15 protein-coding genes are annotated in these 18,735 nt (G+C 58.1%); 3 read left to right on the top strand and 12 right to left on the bottom strand.

Going from position 1 to position 18,735, the window contains the following annotated elements:
• Positions 1-147 precede the first annotated feature (147 nt).
• The 9 genes from sucD to sdhC form a co-directional block, all read right to left on the bottom strand.
• The gene (gene sucD, locus CEC48_RS28530; RefSeq protein WP_088426817.1) at positions 148-1,029 is read right to left on the bottom strand and encodes a succinate--CoA ligase subunit alpha; all 882 of its coding nucleotides are present in this window, start codon (positions 1,027-1,029) and stop codon (positions 148-150) included.
• Entirely contained in the window at positions 1,029-2,195 is a 1,167-nt protein-coding gene (gene sucC / locus CEC48_RS28525; protein WP_003210567.1) for an ADP-forming succinate--CoA ligase subunit beta, read from the bottom strand. Before sucC ends, sucD begins: the two co-directional genes overlap by 1 nt.
• 214 nt (positions 2,196-2,409) lie before the next feature.
• Positions 2,410-3,846 (bottom strand): dihydrolipoyl dehydrogenase, encoded by a 1,437-nt coding sequence (lpdA, locus tag CEC48_RS28520; RefSeq protein ID WP_088426815.1) that lies wholly within the window; start codon positions 3,844-3,846, stop codon positions 2,410-2,412.
• Between the two features lie 95 nt (positions 3,847-3,941).
• On the bottom strand, positions 3,942-5,180 hold the full coding sequence (gene odhB / locus CEC48_RS28515; RefSeq protein WP_088426813.1) for a 2-oxoglutarate dehydrogenase complex dihydrolipoyllysine-residue succinyltransferase: 1,239 nt from the start codon (positions 5,178-5,180) through the stop codon (positions 3,942-3,944).
• Between the two features lie 44 nt (positions 5,181-5,224).
• Positions 5,225-8,056 (bottom strand): 2-oxoglutarate dehydrogenase E1 component, encoded by a 2,832-nt coding sequence (locus CEC48_RS28510; protein ID WP_088426811.1) that lies wholly within the window; start codon positions 8,054-8,056, stop codon positions 5,225-5,227.
• A gap of 261 nt (positions 8,057-8,317) precedes the next feature.
• A complete protein-coding gene (locus tag CEC48_RS28505; RefSeq protein ID WP_088426819.1) occupies positions 8,318-9,022 on the bottom strand; it encodes a succinate dehydrogenase iron-sulfur subunit in 705 nt (234 codons plus the stop codon).
• Between the two features lie 11 nt (positions 9,023-9,033).
• Entirely contained in the window at positions 9,034-10,809 is a 1,776-nt protein-coding gene (gene sdhA / locus CEC48_RS28500; RefSeq protein WP_076015223.1) for a succinate dehydrogenase flavoprotein subunit, read from the bottom strand.
• A 3-nt stretch (positions 10,810-10,812) separates the two neighbouring features.
• Positions 10,813-11,181, bottom strand: a complete 369-nt coding sequence (sdhD, locus tag CEC48_RS28495; RefSeq protein WP_003210573.1) for a succinate dehydrogenase, hydrophobic membrane anchor protein — start codon at positions 11,179-11,181, stop codon at positions 10,813-10,815.
• A complete protein-coding gene (sdhC, locus tag CEC48_RS28490; RefSeq protein ID WP_088426809.1) occupies positions 11,175-11,549 on the bottom strand; it encodes a succinate dehydrogenase, cytochrome b556 subunit in 375 nt (124 codons plus the stop codon). Before sdhC ends, sdhD begins: the two co-directional genes overlap by 7 nt.
• Positions 11,550-11,912: 363 nt before the next feature.
• Between sdhC and gltA the strand changes: the two genes are divergently transcribed.
• Positions 11,913-13,202, top strand: a complete 1,290-nt coding sequence (gene gltA / locus CEC48_RS28485) for a citrate synthase (protein WP_003210575.1) — start codon at positions 11,913-11,915, stop codon at positions 13,200-13,202.
• 327 nt (positions 13,203-13,529) lie between these two features.
• Here gltA and CEC48_RS28480 read toward each other — a convergent pair whose 3' ends face one another.
• Together CEC48_RS28480 and CEC48_RS28475 are read right to left on the bottom strand one after the other, a co-directional pair.
• On the bottom strand, positions 13,530-15,188 hold the full coding sequence (locus tag CEC48_RS28480; protein ID WP_088426807.1) for a cation acetate symporter: 1,659 nt from the start codon (positions 15,186-15,188) through the stop codon (positions 13,530-13,532).
• The gene (locus CEC48_RS28475; protein WP_088426806.1) at positions 15,185-15,496 is read right to left on the bottom strand and encodes a DUF485 domain-containing protein; all 312 of its coding nucleotides are present in this window, start codon (positions 15,494-15,496) and stop codon (positions 15,185-15,187) included. Before CEC48_RS28475 ends, CEC48_RS28480 begins: the two co-directional genes overlap by 4 nt.
• Between CEC48_RS28475 and CEC48_RS31350 the strand changes: the two genes are divergently transcribed.
• Positions 15,483-15,743 carry a hypothetical protein gene (locus CEC48_RS31350; protein WP_141099723.1) on the top strand — a complete coding sequence of 87 codons (261 nt, stop codon included), beginning with the start codon at positions 15,483-15,485 and terminating at the stop codon, positions 15,741-15,743. The two genes, CEC48_RS28475 and CEC48_RS31350, sit on opposite strands and share 14 nt — an antisense overlap.
• Here the strand turns inward: CEC48_RS31350 and CEC48_RS28470 are convergent.
• Positions 15,736-16,587 (bottom strand): glycine betaine ABC transporter substrate-binding protein, encoded by an 852-nt coding sequence (locus CEC48_RS28470; protein WP_088426805.1) that lies wholly within the window; start codon positions 16,585-16,587, stop codon positions 15,736-15,738. The genes CEC48_RS31350 and CEC48_RS28470 overlap by 8 nt on opposite strands.
• Before the next feature lie 330 nt (positions 16,588-16,917).
• Between CEC48_RS28470 and CEC48_RS28465 the strand changes: the two genes are divergently transcribed.
• A complete protein-coding gene (locus CEC48_RS28465; RefSeq protein WP_088426803.1) occupies positions 16,918-18,471 on the top strand; it encodes a glycosyl hydrolase family 17 protein in 1,554 nt (517 codons plus the stop codon).
• Positions 18,472-18,735: the final 264 nt, after the last annotated feature.

Raw genomic sequence — 18,735 nt, 5'->3', positions numbered from 1 at the left:
GCGGTGTATCGGCCACTCATGAGCTGACTGACACGCCGCTTTCGCGAGCAAGCCCGCTCCCACATTTTGATCTTCACCAACTTCAGAATGCACAAAGGCCACCCGAAGGTGGCCTTTGTGTGGTGAAGCGTCAGCTAAGCGTGAGGCTTACTTGACAGCCCAACCGGTCAGCTCGGCCAAAGCCTTGCCGATGTCTGCCAGCGAACGCACGGTTTTAACGCCTGCGTCTTCCAGGGCAGCAAACTTCTCGTCTGCAGTACCCTTGCCGCCAGAGATGATTGCGCCAGCATGGCCCATGCGCTTGCCAGCAGGGGCAGTCACACCAGCGATGTAGGAAACAACTGGCTTGGTCACGTGTGCCTTGATGTAGGCAGCCGCTTCTTCTTCAGCCGAACCGCCGATCTCACCGATCATCACGATCGCTTCGGTCTTCGGGTCTTCCTGGAACAGTTTCAGGATATCGATGAAGTTCGAACCTGGGATCGGGTCACCGCCGATGCCGACGCAAGTCGACTGACCGAAACCGGCGTCAGTAGTTTGCTTGACAGCTTCGTAGGTCAGGGTGCCGGAACGGGAAACGATACCAACTTTGCCTGGCAAGTGAATGTGACCTGGCATGATGCCGATCTTGCATTCGCCTGGGGTGATCACGCCTGGGCAGTTAGGGCCGATCAGGGTAACACCCAGCTCGTCGCACTTGACCTTGGCATCCAGCATATCCAGGGTAGGAATGCCTTCGGTGATGCAAACGATCAGCTTGATGCCGCCGAATGCTGCTTCCAGGATGGAGTCCTTGCAGAAAGGAGCTGGAACGTAGATCACGCTGGCGGTGGCGCCAGTGGTAGCTACAGCTTCTTTCACGGTGTTGAACACTGGGAGACCCAGGTGCTCGGTGCCGCCTTTACCAGGAGTAACGCCACCCACCATCTTGGTGCCGTATTCGATGGCTTGCTGGGTGTGGAAACTACCTTGCGAACCGGTAATACCCTGGCAGATAACCTTGGTGTCTTTATTGATCAGGACGCTCATTATTTGCCCTCCGCAGCTTTGACAACTTGTTGAGCAGCGTCGGTCAGGCTGGTAGCAGCGATGATGTTCAAACCGCTTTCTGCCAGTACTTTAGCGCCCAGTTCAGCGTTGTTACCTTCAAGGCGAACAACAACCGGGATTTTAACGCCAACTTCTTTCACTGCACCGATGATGCCTTCGGCAATCATGTCGCAACGAACGATGCCGCCGAAGATGTTGACCAATACTGCAGCGACGTTGGAGTCGGACAGGATGATCTTGAACGCTTCGGTAACGCGTTCTTTGGTGGCACCGCCGCCTACGTCGAGGAAGTTGGCTGGTTTGCCGCCATGCAGGTTGACGATGTCCATGGTACCCATGGCCAGGCCAGCACCGTTGACCATGCAACCGATGTTACCTTCCAGGGCTACGTAGTTCAGTTCGAACTTGGCAGCGTGCGCTTCGCGCGGATCGTCTTGCGACGGATCGTGGAAAGTCTTCAGCTTAGGCTGACGGTACATGGCGTTGGCGTCGATGTTGATCTTGGCGTCGAGGCAATGCAGATCGCCGTCAGCCTTGATCACCAGCGGGTTCACTTCCAGCAGGGCCAGATCGTGATCCTGGAACAGTTTGGCCAGACCTACGAAGATCTTGGCGAACTGGGCAACTTGTTTGCCTTCCAGACCCAACTGGAATGCCAGCTCGCGACCCTGGAATGGCTGAGCGCCAACCAGTGGATCGATAGTGGCTTTCAGAATTTTTTCTGGGGTTTCTTCAGCGATCTTCTCAATGTCCACGCCACCTTCGGTGGAGGCCATGAACACGATGCGACGGCTCGAACGGTCAACGACAGCGCCCAGGTACAGCTCTTTAGCGATATCAGTGCACGATTCAACCAGGATCTTGGTGACTGGCTGGCCATTGGCATCAGTCTGGTAAGTCACCAGACGCTTGCCCAGCCACTGCTGAGCGAAGGCTTTGGCGTCTTCTTTGCTGCGAACCAGCTTAACGCCGCCCGCTTTACCGCGACCACCAGCGTGAACCTGGGCTTTGACAACCCACTCGGTGCCGCCGATTTTGTCGCAAGCTTCTGCTGCTGCTTCCGGGGTGTCTACTGCGTAACCCTTGGATACTGGCAGGCCGTATTCAGCGAACAGCTGCTTACCCTGATACTCGTGAAGATTCATGCTTATTACCGTCTTCGTTAGGTACTGCGCATTCGGCGCTGCGCTCTTTATTGAGTGCCGCGCCACCTGTGACTGCTGCTTGCACAGTCAAACCACCAAAGGCCTTCACCCTGGGTGGTGAAACTGCGCAAGACTGCGTCCAGCGGATATTCCGCGGTGAGTCTTGCGCACAAGGCTCACGACGGGCAACCGCCGTGGTTTCTTATTATCTCGCTTAGCGCTTCTTCTTGTTGGCGATGTGGATGGCGCCGCCATTCACTGCCAACGCGGCTTCGTGCAGCGCTTCAGACAGGGTCGGATGGGAGAAAACCATCATGCCGATGTCTTCGGCGCTGGTGCCGAATTCCATACCGATTGCGCCTTGCTGAACCAGTTCTGCAGCGCTCGGGCCAATCACGTGGACGCCCAATACGCGGTCAGTCTTGGCATCAGCGATGACTTTGACAAAACCACCGGTGTCGTTGGCTGCCATGGCACGGCCAGAAGCGGCAAACGGGAAGGTGCCGACGTTAACTTCAACGCCTTCAGCTTTCAACTGCTGTTCGTTCTTACCAACCCATGCAATTTCCGGGTGGGTGTAGATAACCGACGGGATCAGGTCGTAGTTCATCTGGGTCTTGTGACCCTTGATGCGCTCGACAACCATGATGCCTTCTTCGGAAGCCTTGTGCGCCAGCATCATGCCGCGAACCACGTCGCCAATGGCGTAGACGCCCGGCACGGTGGTAGCGCAGTGATCGTCAACGTGGATGAAACCACGCTCGTCGATGTTCACGCCGCTGTCGGAAGCCAGCAGATCAGCGGTCACTGGACGGCGACCAACGGCTACGATCAGCTTGTCGAAAGTGATGGTCTTTTCGCCATCCTTGTCGGTGTAGGTCACGACTACTTCGTCGCCGTTAACCTTGGAACCGGTAACGCGAGCGCCCAGCTTGATGTCCAGACCTTGTTTGGTCAGGGTTTTCAGCGCTTCTTTGGACACTGCGGTGTCGGCAGCCAGCAGGAATGTGTCCAGGGCTTCCAGCACGGTCACTTCGGAACCCAGGCGGGACCAGACCGAACCCAGTTCCAGGCCGATCACGCCAGCGCCGATCACGCCCAGACGTTTTGGAACCGATTGGAATTCCAGGGCGCCGGTCGAATCAACGATCACGTTCTGGTCAACTGGTGCCGGCGGAATGTCGATTGGACGCGAGCCTGGGGCCAGGATCACGTTCTCGGCTTCGATGATTTCGGTCGAACCGTCAGGCTTGGTGATTTCAACTTTCTTGCCGGCCAGCAGTTTGCCGTGGCCTTGCAGGGAAGTAACGCCGTTAGCCTTGAACAGGGTAGCAACGCCGGAGGTCAGGCCTTTAACGATGTTGGCCTTGCGGCCGACCATTGCTGGCACGTCCATGGTCACGCCAGCGTGGTTGATGCCGTGGATGGCAAAACCGCTTTGCGCTTCGTGGAATTTCCAGGAGCTGTCCAGCAGCGCCTTGGAAGGAATGCAACCCACGTTAAGGCAAGTACCGCCCAACGCCAGTTTGCCTTCCTTGTCGGTGTATTTTTCGATGCAAGCAGTCGAGAGGCCCAGTTGCGCGGCCTTGATGGCGGCAACGTAGCCACCAGGGCCCGCACCAATCACTACAACGTCAAATTTCTGCGACATGAAAAAAAATCCTCTTTAGCTAAAAGCTTCAAGCCGTGAGCCGCACTTCGGCCTGCCTTGCGGCAGACCGGGTGGTGGGGCTCACCGCCGCTTTATCAGATATCCAGCAGCAGACGAGCCGGGTCTTCCAGCAGGTTCTTGATGGTCACCAGGAAAGTCACGGCTTCTTTACCATCGATCAGGCGGTGATCGTACGACAGCGCCAGGTACATCATCGGGCGGATAACCACTTGGCCGTTGATCGCCATAGGACGCTGCAGAATGTTGTGCATGCCCAGGATCGCAGCTTGTGGCGGGTTGACGATCGGAGTCGACATCATCGAACCGAAAGTACCACCGTTAGTGATGGTGAAGGTACCACCGGTCATCTCGTCGATGGTCAGTTTGCCGTCACGGGCTTTCTTGCCGAAGTTGGCGATGCCGCCTTCGATTTCAGCCAGGCTCATCAGTTCGGCGTTACGCAGAACCGGTACCACCAGGCCACGGTCGCTGGACACGGCAACGCCGACGTCAGCATAACCGTGGTAAACGATGTCGCTGCCGTCGATGGAAGCGTTGACTGCCGGGAAGCGTTTCAGCGCTTCGGTGGCCGCTTTCACGAAGAACGACATGAAGCCCAAACGTACGCCGTTGTGGCTCTTCTCAAAGAGATCCTTGTACTTCGAACGCAGCGCCATGACTTCAGTCATGTCGACTTCGTTGAAAGTGGTCAGCATCGCCATGTTCGACTGTGCTTCAACCAGGCGCTTGGCCACGGTGGCACGAACGCGGGTCATCGGTACGCGCTTCTCGGTGCGGTCGCCAGCGGCGAACACAGGAGCAGCGGCAGCCGGGGCAGCGGCAGCCGGGGCAGCAGCCTTGGCAGGTGCGGCAGCTGGAGCGTTTTTCTTGGCTTCAACTGCGCCAACCACGTCTTCCTTGGTCACACGGCCGTCTTTGCCGGTGCCTTTGATGGAAGCCAGGTTGATGCCGTTTTCTTCAGCCAGCTGACGCGCAGCCGGTGCAGCGATTGGATCTTCGCCGCCCGCAGCCGGTGCAGCAGCTGGAGCTGCGGCAGCCGCCGGAGCAGCAGCGGCTGGAGCAGGAGCAGCAGCACCGCCCTCTTCGATCGAGCCCAGCAGTTGGTTCGACAGAACGGTAGCGCCTTCTTCGGCAACGATTGCGCCCAGCACACCGTCAGCTTCAGCCAACACTTCGAGCACGACCTTGTCGGTTTCGATGTCGACGATCAGGTCATCACGCTTTACAGCGTCGCCTGGTTTCTTGTGCCAGGTGGCAACGGTGCCATCGGCAACCGATTCCGGGAATGACGGGGCTTTGATTTCGATAGCCATTATCTGTGGGTCCTTAAAATTCGGTTTCAGTCAGCGCGAAGGCGTTAAACAGTGAAAGCATCTTGCAGCAGTTTTTCCTGCTGCTCGGCGTGCATCGACGCATAACCACACGCAGGTGCAGCAGAAGCATCACGACCGGCGTACTCCAGGCCCAGGGCCTGTTTGTGGTTACCGATGCTGCGACGCAGATGATGCTGGCTGCTGTACCACGCGCCCTGGTTCATCGGTTCTTCCTGGCACCACACCGCGTGGGTGAGGTTGGTGTAAGGCGCGATGGCCTCCATCAGGTCGTCTTCCGGGAACGGGTAAAGCTGCTCGATCCGCACGATGGCGATGTCTTCGCGGCCCTCGCTACGGCGTTTTTCCAGCAAGTCGTAGTAGACCTTGCCGCTGCACAGGACCAGGCGAGTGACCTTGGCCGCATCCAGCGTGTCGATTTCTGGAATAACGGTCTGGAACGAACCATCAGCCAGATCTTCCAGCGTCGAGATGGCCAATTTATGACGCAACAACGATTTCGGCGTCAGCACTACCAGTGGCTTGCGCAGGGGACGGATCACCTGACGACGCAGCAAGTGGTAGATCTGGGCCGGGGTAGTCGGTACGCACACCTGGATGTTGTGCTCGGCGCACAGCTGCAGGTAACGCTCCAGGCGGGCCGAGGAGTGCTCCGGACCCTGACCTTCATAACCGTGTGGCAGCAGCATGGTCAGACCGCACAAACGGCCCCACTTGTGCTCACCGCTGGTGATGAACTGGTCGATAACCACCTGGGCACCGTTGGCGAAGTCGCCGAACTGGGCTTCCCAGATCACCAGCGCCTGAGGCGTGGTGGTCGAGTAACCGTATTCGAACGCCAGTACGGCCTCTTCGGACAGGAACGAATCGTACAAGTCGAAACGTGGCTGGCCTTCGTACAGGTTCTGCAACGGGATGTAGGTGCCCGCGTCTTTCTGGTTGTGCAACACAGCGTGACGGTGCGAGAACGTACCACGGCCGATGTCCTGGCCGGTCATGCGGATCGGGTGACCTTCGAACGCCAGGGTCGCGTACGCCATGGTTTCAGCGTAACCCCAGTTGATCGGCAGGCCGCCGGCTTGCATCTTTTGACGGTCTTCGTAGATCTTCGCAACCTGGCGCTGTACGACGAAGCCATCTGGAATTTCCAGCAGCTTGGCAGACAGTTCCTGCAGGGTTTTCAGATCGAACGAGGTGTCGTGACGCGCAGTCCAGGCGTGGCCCAGGTACGGACGCCAGTCAACGAAAAGCTCCTTGTTCGGCTCTTTAACCAGGCTTTTCACTACGTGCAGACCGTTGTCCAGCGCGTTGCGGTATTCATCGATCTTCGCCTGAACACGTGCATCGTCCACTACGCCGGCCTTGGTCAGGCTTTCGGCGTACAGCTCACGGGTAGTGCGCTGCTTGGTGATTTGCTGATACATCAACGGCTGGGTGCCGCTAGGCTCATCCGCTTCGTTGTGACCGCGACGACGGTAGCAGACCAGGTCGATGACCACGTCACGCTTGAACTGCATGCGGTAATCAATGGCCAGCTGGGTCACGAACAACACGGCTTCCGGATCATCACCATTCACATGGAGGATCGGCGCCTGGATCATCTTGGCAACGTCTGTCGCGTACTCGGTAGAGCGTGCGTCCAGCGGGTTGCTGATGGTGAAGCCCACCTGGTTGTTGATGACGATGTGAACGGTACCGCCCGTCTTGAAGCCGCGAGTCTGCGACATCTGGAAGGTTTCCAGTACCACGCCTTGACCGGCGAATGCCGCGTCACCGTGGATGGAAATCGGCAGGACCTTCTCACCGGTGGAATCGTTACGACGATCCTGGCGCGCACGTACCGACCCCTCGACCACTGGAGAAACGATTTCCAGGTGGGATGGGTTGAACGCCATGGCCAGGTGAACTTCACCGCCGGTGGTCATTACGTTGGACGAGAAGCCCTGGTGGTATTTAACGTCACCGGAACCCAGCTCAACCTTCTTCTTGCCTTCGAACTCGTCGAACAGCTCGCGCGGGTTCTTGCCGAAGGTGTTGACCAGCACGTTCAAACGGCCACGGTGGGCCATGCCGATCACGATTTCCTTGGTGCCGTAGGAACCGGAACGCTGGATCAGCTCGTCGAGCATCGGAATCAGGCTTTCGCCGCCTTCCAGGCCGAAACGCTTGGTGCCCGGGTATTTGGTACCCAGGTATTTTTCGAGGCCTTCCGCTGCGGTGACGCGTTCGAGCAAGTGGCTCTTGACGTCTGCAGACAGCACCGGGCGTCCACGCACGCCTTCAAGACGGTGCTGGAACCAGTGGCGCTGCTCGGAATCAGTGATGTGCGTAAATTCGGCACCGATGGTGCGGCAATATGTCTGCTGCAACGCTTCGTGAATTTCGCGTAGGCTCGCCTCCTCTTTGCCGATGAACAGGTCGCCGGCACGGAAGGTCGTATCAAGATCGGCATTGGTCAAGCCGTAATGATTGATCGACAGGTCTGCAGGTGCAGGACGCTGCCACAGCCCCAGCGGGTCAAGCTGGGCTGCCTGGTGGCCACGCATACGGTAGGCCTGGATCAGTCGCAGTACTTCAACTTGCTTCTTCTCGTGCTCACTGCTCACGCTCCCGGCGGAAACCGGTTGGGCGCGGCGCTGGTTCTTTGCCAGCAGCACGAACTGATCGCGAATTGTTGCGTGCGATACATCGGTGGCAGCGTTGCCGTCTGAAGACAACGTCTGAAATTTGGTGCGCCATTCTTCTGGCACAGCGTTAGGGTCGTGCAGGTAGAGCTCATAAAGCTCTTCCACATAGGCAGCGTTACCACCTGAAAGATAGCCGCTGTTCCACATGCGCTGCATCACGCTTTCTTGCATGCTTGGTCACCCTCGATTTGGGGACACCACCGGCGAAAACACCGAGTTTGCTTGCAAAAGGCCAAGTGCAGCGACCAAAACAAGCCACTTAGGATCACGCTGATAGTTCGGGTACCAACCCGAATGCCCCTGCTTGTCTCATTTCTTCAAAATAAGAGCCGCGGCTTTGTAAGTCGCTGCTCAAGTTAAAACTACGGCGCCGGTTGAAGCCTGCGCCGCAGCATCTACGGGCACAACGGTCCTGCTTTACTGCAACGTCAGTTACACGCCGCTTTGCAGCAGCATGCTACGTACGTGACCAATGGCCTTAGTCGGGTTCAGGCCTTTAGGACATACGTTGACGCAGTTCATGATCCCGCGGCAGCGGAATACGCTGAACGGGTCATCCAGCGAAGCCAGACGCTCGGCAGTCTTGGTATCACGGCTGTCTGCCAGGAAGCGGTACGCTTGCAGCAGGGCAGCTGGGCCCAGGAACTTGTCGGGGTTCCACCAGAAGGACGGGCAGGACGTCGAGCAGCAAGCGCAGAGGATGCACTCGTACAGACCGTCCAGCTTCTCGCGCTCTTCCGGGCTCTGAAGACGCTCGATGGCCGGAGCCGGAGTGTCGTTCAGCAGGAATGGCTTAACCTTTTCGTATTGCTTGTAGAAGATGCTCATATCGACGACCAGGTCACGGATAACCGGCAAACCTGGCAATGGACGAACGATCAGCTTGTTGCCTTTAACCACGGCAGACAGCGGCGTGATGCACGCCAGGCCGTTTTTGCCGTTGATGTTCATGCCGTCGGAGCCGCAGACACCTTCACGGCAAGAGCGACGATAGGAGAAACCTTCGTCCTGCTCTTTAACCAGGGCCAGCACGTCCAGCACCATCAGGTCTTTACCACCGGTATTGACCTGGAATTCCTGCATGAACGGCGCGGCGTCCTGATCAGGGTTGTAGCGATAAACACTGACTTTCAACATATCGGCCACCCTTAATAAGTCCGAATCATTGGTTCAAACGTAGGGACTGTTTTTGGCGAGAAGTTCACGGCACGTTTAGCTACGCGCTTGTCACCCGGGAAGTACAGGGTGTGGCACAGCCAGTTAACGTCGTCGCGTTCTTCGAAGTCTTCACGGGCGTGAGCGCCGCGGGACTCTTTGCGAACTTCTGCGGCGATGGCAGTTGCTTCAGCCACTTCCAGCAGGTTTTGCAGCTCAAGGGCTTCGATACGAGCGGTGTTGAACGCCTGGCTCTTATCGTTGATCTTGACGTTGGCGATGCGCTTGCGCAGGTCAGCCAACTGGGCGATACCCTTCTGCATGTATTCGCCGGTACGGAACACACCGAAGTAGTTCTGCATGCAGCTCTGCAGCTCTTTACGCAGGGAAGCGACGTCTTCGCCGTCGGTACGCGAGTTCAGGCCATCCAGGCGTGCCAGGGCAGCGTCGATGTCGGACTGGCGTGGACGAGCGTAATCAACGCCTTCCTTCAGGGTCTGCTCCAGGAACAGGCCGGCGGCGCGACCGAATACCACCAGGTCGAGCAGCGAGTTGCCGCCCAGGCGGTTGGCACCGTGAACCGATACGCAGGCCACTTCGCCTACCGCGAACAGACCAGGGATGATCTGGTCAACGCCGTCGGCGTCCTGGGTGATCGCCTGGCCATGAATGTTGGTGGCAACGCCGCCCATCATATAGTGGCAAGTTGGAACAACCGGGATCGGCGCAACAGCCGGGTCAACGTGGGCAAAGGTCTTGGACAGCTCCATGATGCCTGGCAGACGGCTGTGCAGAACTTCTTCACCGAGGTGATCGAGCTTCAGCATTACGTGGTCGCCATCAGGACCACAGCCGTTACCGGCGATGATCTCTTTAACCATGGAACGGGCTACAACGTCACGACCGGCAAGGTCTTTGGCGTTCGGAGCATAACGTTCCATGAAACGCTCGCCGTTCTTGTTGATCAGGTAACCACCTTCACCACGGCAACCTTCTGTAACCAGTACACCGGCGCCGGCGATACCGGTCGGGTGGAACTGCCACATTTCGATGTCTTGTACCGGGACGCCTGCACGCAGGGCCATGCCGATACCGTCACCGGTGTTGATCAGGGCGTTGGTAGTGGACGAGTAGATACGGCCTGCACCGCCGGTCGCCAATACGGTGGCGTTAGCCCGCACGTAAGAGGTTTCGCCAGTTTCGATGCAGATAACAATCATGCCTACAAAGGCACCGTCTTCGTTCTTCACCAGGTCGACGCCGTAGTATTCGTTGAGGAATACGGTGCCGGCCTTCAGGTTGGCCTGGTACAGGGTGTGCAACAGCGCGTGACCGGTACGGTCGGCTGCGGCGCAGGTACGAGCGGCCTGGCCACCCTTACCGAAATCTTTCGACTGGCCGCCGAACGGACGCTGGTAGATGCGACCCTGTTCGGTACGGGAGAACGGCAGACCCATGTGTTCCAGCTCGAAGACCGCTTCCGGGCCTACGGAGCACATGTATTCGATAGCGTCCTGGTCACCGATATAGTCGGAACCCTTGACGGTATCGTACATGTGCCAGCGCCAGTCATCGTTTGGATCGGCAGAGGCGATGGCGCACGTGATGCCACCCTGAGCCGAAACGGTGTGGGAGCGGGTCGGGAACACCTTGGTGATCACGGCAGTCTTGTGACCGCCCTGGGCCAGTTGCAGCGCAGCGCGCATGCCGGCACCGCCGCCGCCAATGATGATGGCGTCGAATGAAAGCGTATTAACTGTGTTAGCCATGAATCAGATACCCCAAAGAATCTGCACACCCCAGACGAAGTAAGCGAACATCGCGACGCCGCATACTGCCTGGAAGAGAAACCGTACTGCTGTCGCGGACTTGCCCAGCGCCATTGGCGTCAGGTAGTCGGTCGCGATGGTCCACATGCCAACCCAGGCGTGAGCGCCCAGGGCTACAAGGGCCAGCAGACTGAAGATGCGCATCCCGTTGTGAGCGAACAGGCCGTGCCATTGGGCGTAGCCAATGCCAGGGTTCGCCGCGAGGTACCCGATCAGGAAGATGAAATAAGCCGCGAGAACAACCGCAGACACACGTTGCGCCATCCAGTCATAGAGGCCCGAACGCGACAGGTTCGTAACGCTGGTTACCATATCCAAACTCCCGCCAGAACGATCAGCACCACGGAAATGGCGATGACGATTTTCGAGCCCAGCTTGCCGCCTTCCAGCGTCTCACCGATACCCATGTCCATGATCAAGTGGCGAATACCGGCCACAAGGTGATAAAGCAGAGCGGACAGGAGGCCCCAGGCGACGAATTTGGCCAGCGGACTGGTCATGCATGCCTTCACCTCGGCGTACCCTTCTTCCGAACCCAGGGATTTGCTCAATGCATAAAGCATGATGCCCAGGCCAAGAAACAGGATGATGCCGGATACACGGTGCAGGAATGACGTTACGCCGGTGATGGGGAGTTTGATGGTCCTTAGGTCTAGGTTTACAGGTCGTTGGCTATTCACGGCTTTTTTTCACACTGAAGAGCCCCTAACAATCAGGGCAAAGTTGTTGGGGAGTGCACTGGTCAGGTAACCACCACCCAGGGAGTGCGACCCCCATCAAAACGGGCCCAAAAGCCCCTGGCGGTCGGAGGCCGAGTATAGACAGTTAGGCAACTAATGACAACGCGCACTCCTCACCCTAATAGCGCATTGCGCTGGCGGCATAAAAGGCGTAAACGGCAGGTAATTTCGAGGAAAAAGTACGGTTAAAGCCTTCTGGAGCAAGACTTTAGGCAAATTGACATCTGAATTTATCTCACTATAGTGGTGCGGGCCCTGCGTGGGGGGTCTGTCTGATGATTTGAAGCATAAATAGGAGGCCACATGGCTGACAAAAAAGCGCAGTTGATCATCGAGGGCGCAGCCCCCGTCGAGCTGCCCATTTTAACCGGCACCGTTGGTCCCGATGTTATCGACGTACGGGGCCTGACGGCCACGGGCCGTTTTACATTCGACCCAGGCTTCATGTCGACCGCCTCTTGCGAGTCGAAGATCACCTATATCGACGGTGATAACGGTATCTTGCTGCATCGCGGCTACCCGATCGAACAGCTTGCTGAACAGTCGGATTACCTGGAAACCTGCTACCTGCTGCTTAATGGCGAATTGCCAACAGCTGAGCAAAAGGCCCAGTTTGTCAGCACCGTGAAGAACCACACCATGGTTCACGAGCAGTTGAAGACCTTCTTCAACGGCTTCCGTCGCGACGCCCACCCGATGGCCGTCATGTGCGGCGTAGTCGGCGCCCTGTCGGCCTTCTATCACGACTCCCTGGACATCAATAACCCGCAGCATCGCGAAATTTCCGCGATCCGCCTGGTTGCCAAGATGCCTACCCTGGCCGCAATGGTTTACAAGTACTCCATGGGTCAACCCATGATGTACCCGCGCAACGACCTGACGTACGCGGAAAACTTCCTGCACATGATGTTCAACACCCCGTGCGAGATCAAACCGATCAGCCCGGTGCTGGCCGCGGCGATGGACAAGATCTTCATCCTCCACGCCGATCACGAACAGAACGCCTCGACGTCTACCGTGCGCCTGGCGGGCTCCTCGGGTGCCAACCCGTTCGCCTGTATCGCCGCCGGTATCGCCGCACTGTGGGGCCCTGCCCACGGCGGTGCGAACGAAGCGGTATTGACCATGCTCGATGAAATCGGCGATGTCTCGAACATCGACAAGTTCATCGCCAAGGCCAAGGACAAGAACGATCCGTTCAAATTGATGGGCTTCGGTCACCGGGTCTACAAGAACCGTGACCCGCGCGCCACCGTAATGAAAAAGACCTGCGACGAAGTGTTGAAGGAACTGGGCATCAAGAACGATCCGCAACTCGAACTGGCCATGCGCCTGGAAGAGATCGCCCTGACCGACCCGTACTTCATCGAACGCTCGCTGTACCCGAACGTCGACTTCTACTCGGGGATCATCCTCAAGGCGATCGGCATTCCAACCAGCATGTTCACCGTGATCTTCGCCCTGGCGCGGACCGTGGGCTGGATCTCCCACTGGAAAGAAATGCTCTCCAGCCCGTACAAGATTGGCCGCCCGCGCCAGCTGTACACCGGCTACGAGTCGCGTGACATTACCAAGCTGGAAGACCGCAAATAAGCATTGTCTTGCGATAACCGCTTAGCTGCACCGAATACGGCCTCCTCATGGAGGCCGTATTTGTTTGTGCCGGATTTTCCCTGAAGAAGCCCTTGTGGCGAGGGGACTTGTCCCCCGCGGGGCTGCGCAGCAGCCCTAAAACAGGCACCGTGTATCCCTGAAGGACCGCAGCCGTCCTTCTGGGGCCACTTCGCCGCCCAACGGGGGACAAGCCCCCTCACCACAAAGAGCATGGGAACGATCAATGTCCAGCCATAAAAAATGCCCCGGTCTCTCGACCGGGGCATTTTTGTCAGTGCAGCTTATATAGCTATCTCGATACAACCCTTAGTGAGAAACCGCCCCACTTGCGCCCAACCCCGTCTGCGAACGCACAAACTGCGGGAAGTACAGCGCACGTTCCTTCTCTGCCGCCGCCGACTTGTCGGTGATGGAGAAGAACCAGATACCGACGAACGCAATGATCATCGAGAACAGCGCCGGGTACTCGTAAGGGAAAATCGCCTTCTCGTGGTGCAGGATCGAGACCCAGATGGTTGGGCCCAGGACCATCAGGCCAACGGCACTGATCAAGCCCAGCCAGCCACCAATCATTGCACCGCGGGTGGTGAGGTTTTTCCAGTACATGGAAAGCAGCAGCACCGGGAAGTTACAGCTGGCAGCAATGGAGAACGCCAGGCCAACCATGAACGCGATGTTCTGGCTTTCAAACAGGATACCCAGACCAATGGCCAGCACTGCCAAAGCGATGGTGGTGATCTTCGATACACGAATCTCATCCTTCTCGTTGGCCTTGCCTTTCTTGATCACGCTGGCATACAGGTCATGGGACACCGCCGATGCACCCGCGAGGGTCAAACCGGCAACCACTGCCAGGATGGTGGCAAACGCCACGGCCGAGATGAAGCCCAGGAAGATACTGCCGCCCACCGCGTTGGCCAGATGCACCGCCGCCATGTTGTTACCGCCGAGCAAGGCACCTGCAGCATCCTTGAACGCCGGGTTGGTGCTGACCAGCAGAATCGCGCCGAAGCCGATGATGAAGGTCAGGATATAGAAGTAGCCGATGAAGCCCGTGGCATACAGCACGCTCTTGCGAGCTTCTTTCGCATCACTCACGGTGAAGAAGCGCATCAGGATGTGCGGCAGGCCAGCAGTACCGAACATCAGTGCCAGGCCGAGGGAGAACGCCGAAATCGGATCTTTCACCAAGCCGCCCGGGCTCATGATCGCTTCACCTTTAGGGTGAACCTTGATCGCCTCGGCAAACAGCATGTTGAAGTCGAAGTTGACGTGTTTCATCACCATCAGCGCCATGAACGAGGCACCGGACAGCAGCAGCACTGCCTTGATGATCTGTACCCAGGTAGTCGCCAGCATGCCGCCGAACAACACATAGAGGCACATCAGGATGCCCACCAGGATCACCGCAACATGGTAATCAAGGCCGAACAACAGCTGGATCAGCTTGCCCGCGCCGACCATCTGCGCGATCAGGTAGAACGCCACCACCACCAGCGAGCCGCAAGCCGACAGGCTGCGGATCTGGGTTTGCCCAAGGCGGTAGGACGCCACGTCGGCAAACGTATATTTACCCAGGTTACGCAGGCGCTCGGCGATCAGGAACAGAATGATCGGCCAGCCCACCAGGAAGCCGATCGAGTAGATCAGGCCATCGTAGCCGGAGGTGAACACCAGCGCGGAAATCCCCAGGAAGGACGCAGCCGACATGTAGTCACCGGCAATCGCCAAACCGTTCTGGAACCCGGTGATCTTGCCGCCGGCCGCATAGTAGTCGGCCGCCGACTTGTTGCGCTTGGACGCCCAGTAGGTGATGCACAAGGTCGCGCCGACGAAGACGACGAACATCAGGATCGCTGCAATATTCAGCGGTTGTTTATGCACTTCACCGGTCAATGCTTCTGCCGCCCAAACAGCAGGTGCAAAGACCGAGGCACCGAGTACAGCCAATAGACGACGGATCATTGCGCAGCCTCCTTGAGAATCGCATTGTTCAGGTCGTCAAATTCGCCGTTGGCGCGTCGTACGTAGATTGCCGTCAGGACAAAGGCCGAAACAATCAGCCCGACCCCAATCGGGATTCCCCAGGTGATGGACGAACCGGGGCTGATCTTGGCCCCCAGTATTTGCGGCCCATAGGCAATCAGAAGAATGAAAGCGGAGTAAAGCCCTAGCATGATCGCCGAGAGAATCCAGGCGAACTTTTCCCGTTTACTGACCAGCTCCTTGAAACGCGGGCTGTTTTGAATCGAGAGGTAAATGCTGTCGTTCATTGTTTTTATCCTCGCAGCACAGCTTTTTATTATTGGAACATATCCACTGTATGCGGCTGAGGAACAGGTTCCAGACGACCTTAGTAGTAGAAGGAGTGTAGCGAGGGATTACGCAGGCGTAGAAACAATTGTAGGAGCGAGCTTGCTCGCGAAAAACGTCAACGATAACGCGTTCATTCTGGATGATCGCGGTGCCCTTGCCTTCTTCGCGAGCAAGCTCGCTCCTACAGTTTTGGGTATTACTTAGCGGTCCACTCGGCGACACGCTCAGGGTGCTTGGCTACCCAATCCTTGGCCGCCGCTTCAGGCTTGGCGCCTTCTTGAATCGCCAACATGACTTCGCCGATTTCATCCTTGGAGGCCCACTGGAATTTCTTCAGGAACGCCACGACTTCCGGGGCTTTCTTTTCCAGGCCTTTGCTGCCGATGCTGTTGACGGTTTCAGCAGCACCATAAATTCCTTTTGGGTCGTCCAGGAAACGCAGTTTCCACTTGGCGAACATCCAGTGTGGCACCCAACCGGTGACCGCAATGGATTCCTGTTTGTCTTCGGCACGGGTCAGCTCGGCAATCATCGCAGCACCGGAACTGGCTTGCAGCTTGTAGTCCAGGCCATAAGCCTTGATCGCTTCGTCGGTCTTGAGCATCACGCCTGAACCGGCGTCGATACCAACGATCTTGTTCTTGAAGGTGGTGTCGGTCTTGAGGTCTTCGATGGATTTGGCTTTCACGTACTCAGGCACGATCAGGCCAATCTTGGCGTCCTTGAAGTTGGGGCCGTAGTCGACCACCTTGTCCTTGTTCTTGGTCCAGTATTCACCGTGGGTCACGGGCAGCCAGGCAGAGAGCATGGCGTCGAGTTTGCCGGTGGCCACGCCTTGCCACATGATCCCGGTGGCAACCGCTTGCAGTTTCACGTCATAACCGAGCTTTTGCTTGATCACTTCTGCCGCAACAAAGGTGGTGGCAACGCTGTCCGACCAGCCATCCACATAGCCGATGCTCAGGGTTTTGCTGTCGGCGCTGGCCAGTGTGGAGCTCATCGCAACTACCAGAGTGGCAGCTGCGCCCAAGAGTCGTCGCATCTTCATAGTGCTTCCCCGAAAGTGCTGCGCCCGGCGGATGCCGAGCGACGTCAACCTGTTGTTATATGGTGCACCGCGCCCCCTTCACGCGCATCGATCACGTGGGTGCCTCATCAGTGGAGTGCTGACACTTCGATCATCAACCTGCTGCCACAAGCGACCTGCTCTGACTACGACCTCAGGTAAGCAAGAAACGACATCACATCGCCAGCAAGACGATTTGTAGGATATTCACCGACGATCCCGCCCGAACTTTGCATGTCAAAATTATGCTGCCCCACTGGGACGGCACAAATCCGGGTAAGATGCGCGCCTTTGCCCCCAGACGGCCTGATCATGCCCGCGACTGCACGCTTCCCGCTCCTGCCCTATTTATTTGCCCTGATCCTCGGCGTGTTGGCCCTCGGCGGCTACTGGTATGGCCTTGGCCAACCGGTGGTGCTGCCGGACGTGGCGAGCGCCAGCCACAAGCTGCAATGTGCGTCCTACACCCCGTTCGACAAAGACCAATCCCCTTTCGACCAGCCGTTCACACTGCGCCCCGAGCGCATGGACGCCGACCTCGCGTTGCTGGCCACCCGTTTTGAATGCATCCGCACCTACTCCCAGACCGGCCTTGAAGCCTTGCCGGAACTGGCGCGCAAACACGGCCTGAAGCTGATGAGCGGCGCGTGGGTAAGCAGTGATCCGGTGGCCACTGCCAAGGAAGTCGATGCGCTGATCGCCTCGGCCAACGCCAACCCAGACGTCATCACCTCGGTGATCGTGGGTAACGAAACCCTGCTGCGCAAGGAAGTTACCGCCGCGCAGTTGGTCAAGCTGATCCATCAGGTCAAAAGCCAGATCAAGCAGCCGGTCACCTATGCCGATGTGTGGGAGTTCTGGCTGCAACACCCGGAAATCGCCCCGGCGGTGGATTTCCTGACCATCCACTTGCTGCCTTACTGGGAAGATGATCCATCGGGCATCGACCAGGCGCTCAAGCATGTGGGCGATGTTCGCCAGACCTTCGGCAACAAGTTCGCCCCCAAGGACGTGATGATCGGCGAGACCGGCTGGCCGAGCGAAGGCCGCCAGCGCGAAACGGCGGTGCCAAGCCGGGTCAACGAAGCGAAGTTCATGCGCGGGTTCGTGGCCATGGCTGAAGCCAATGGCTGGCACTACAACCTGATCGAAGCCTTTGACCAGCCGTGGAAACGTGCCAGCGAAGGTGCGGTGGGGGGTTACTGGGGCTTGTTTGATGCAGATCGCCAGGACAAGGGCGTCCTCGCCGGCCCGGTGACCAATGTGCCGTACTGGCCAGTATGGCTGGGGGTTGGCGGGATTATCCTGCTGGGTACGCTACTGCTTGGCGGCCGCGTGCGCAGCACCCGTGCGGCGTTGTTGTTGCCGTTGCTGGGCGCAGTAGCTGCCTGCTCGATTGGCACCTGGGCCGAGTTGAACCGGGTGACCGCGCGCTTTACGGATGAGTGGGTGTGGGCTGGACTGCTGGTGGCCTTGAACCTCGCCGTACTGGCCCACGCCGCCCTGGCGCTGAGCGCGCGGGAAGGCTGGCGCGAACGCGTGTTCAACTGGCTGGAGCAGCGCGCTGGCTGGCTGGTGGCAATCGCCGGGTTTGCTGGTGCGGTAATGATGCTGGCGCTGGTGTTTGACCCACGTTATCGCAGCTTCCCGAGTGCCGCGCTGGTACTGCCGGCGCTGGTGTACCTGGTGCGTCCGGTGAGCGGGCTGCGTCGGGAGATTGCGCTACTCGCGTTCATCATTGGTGCCGGCATTGCGCCGCAGCTGTACCGCGAAGGGTCGATGAACCAGCAAGCGTGGGGTTGGGCGGTGGTGAGTGGGTTGATGGTGGCGGCGTTGTGGCGTTGCCTGCGAGTACGCAAAACCTGAAAACATAAAATCTAATTTGTGGCGAGGGCGCTTGCTCCCGTTCGACTGCGCAGCCGTCACAAAAAGCTGGGGCCGCTTCGCAGCCCAACGGGAGCAAGCTCCCTCGCCACATAAAGCGTCCCTTGCCTCGGGTTATTCAGTAATCCGAGGCGCCCTGACCAACCGCAACCCCGCAATCACCACCGCAAACACCGCAAAGGTCGTGTTGTACAACGCCAACGCCGGAAACCCGAACACCAGCGCCAACACCGCCAACCCCCACCC

Source organism: Pseudomonas sp. K2I15 (assembly GCF_002204795.1).
Taxonomy (GTDB): Bacteria; Pseudomonadota; Gammaproteobacteria; order Pseudomonadales; family Pseudomonadaceae; genus Aquipseudomonas.
Note: the sequence above shows the minus strand (reverse complement) of the source record. Positions and strands in the feature narration are given on the sequence as shown.

Coding starts and splice junctions, on each gene's coding strand:
- CEC48_RS28475 (WP_088426806.1), bottom strand. CDS start 15,496: ATGAACGACAGCATTTACCTCTCGATTCAAAACAGCCCGCGTTTCAAG.
- sdhA (WP_076015223.1), bottom strand. CDS start 10,809: ATGGCTAACACAGTTAATACGCTTTCATTCGACGCCATCATCATTGGC.
- CEC48_RS28480 (WP_088426807.1), bottom strand. CDS start 15,188: ATGATCCGTCGTCTATTGGCTGTACTCGGTGCCTCGGTCTTTGCACCT.
- odhB (WP_088426813.1), bottom strand. CDS start 5,180: ATGGCTATCGAAATCAAAGCCCCGTCATTCCCGGAATCGGTTGCCGAT.
- sdhD (WP_003210573.1), bottom strand. CDS start 11,181: ATGGTAACCAGCGTTACGAACCTGTCGCGTTCGGGCCTCTATGACTGG.
- CEC48_RS28470 (WP_088426805.1), bottom strand. CDS start 16,587: ATGAAGATGCGACGACTCTTGGGCGCAGCTGCCACTCTGGTAGTTGCG.
- lpdA (WP_088426815.1), bottom strand. CDS start 3,846: ATGTCGCAGAAATTTGACGTTGTAGTGATTGGTGCGGGCCCTGGTGGC.
- CEC48_RS28465 (WP_088426803.1), top strand. CDS start 16,918: ATGCCCGCGACTGCACGCTTCCCGCTCCTGCCCTATTTATTTGCCCTG.
- gltA (WP_003210575.1), top strand. CDS start 11,913: ATGGCTGACAAAAAAGCGCAGTTGATCATCGAGGGCGCAGCCCCCGTC.
- sucC (WP_003210567.1), bottom strand. CDS start 2,195: ATGAATCTTCACGAGTATCAGGGTAAGCAGCTGTTCGCTGAATACGGC.
- CEC48_RS28505 (WP_088426819.1), bottom strand. CDS start 9,022: ATGTTGAAAGTCAGTGTTTATCGCTACAACCCTGATCAGGACGCCGCG.
- sucD (WP_088426817.1), bottom strand. CDS start 1,029: ATGAGCGTCCTGATCAATAAAGACACCAAGGTTATCTGCCAGGGTATT.
- CEC48_RS28510 (WP_088426811.1), bottom strand. CDS start 8,056: ATGCAAGAAAGCGTGATGCAGCGCATGTGGAACAGCGGCTATCTTTCA.
- CEC48_RS31350 (WP_141099723.1), top strand. CDS start 15,483: ATGCTGTCGTTCATTGTTTTTATCCTCGCAGCACAGCTTTTTATTATT.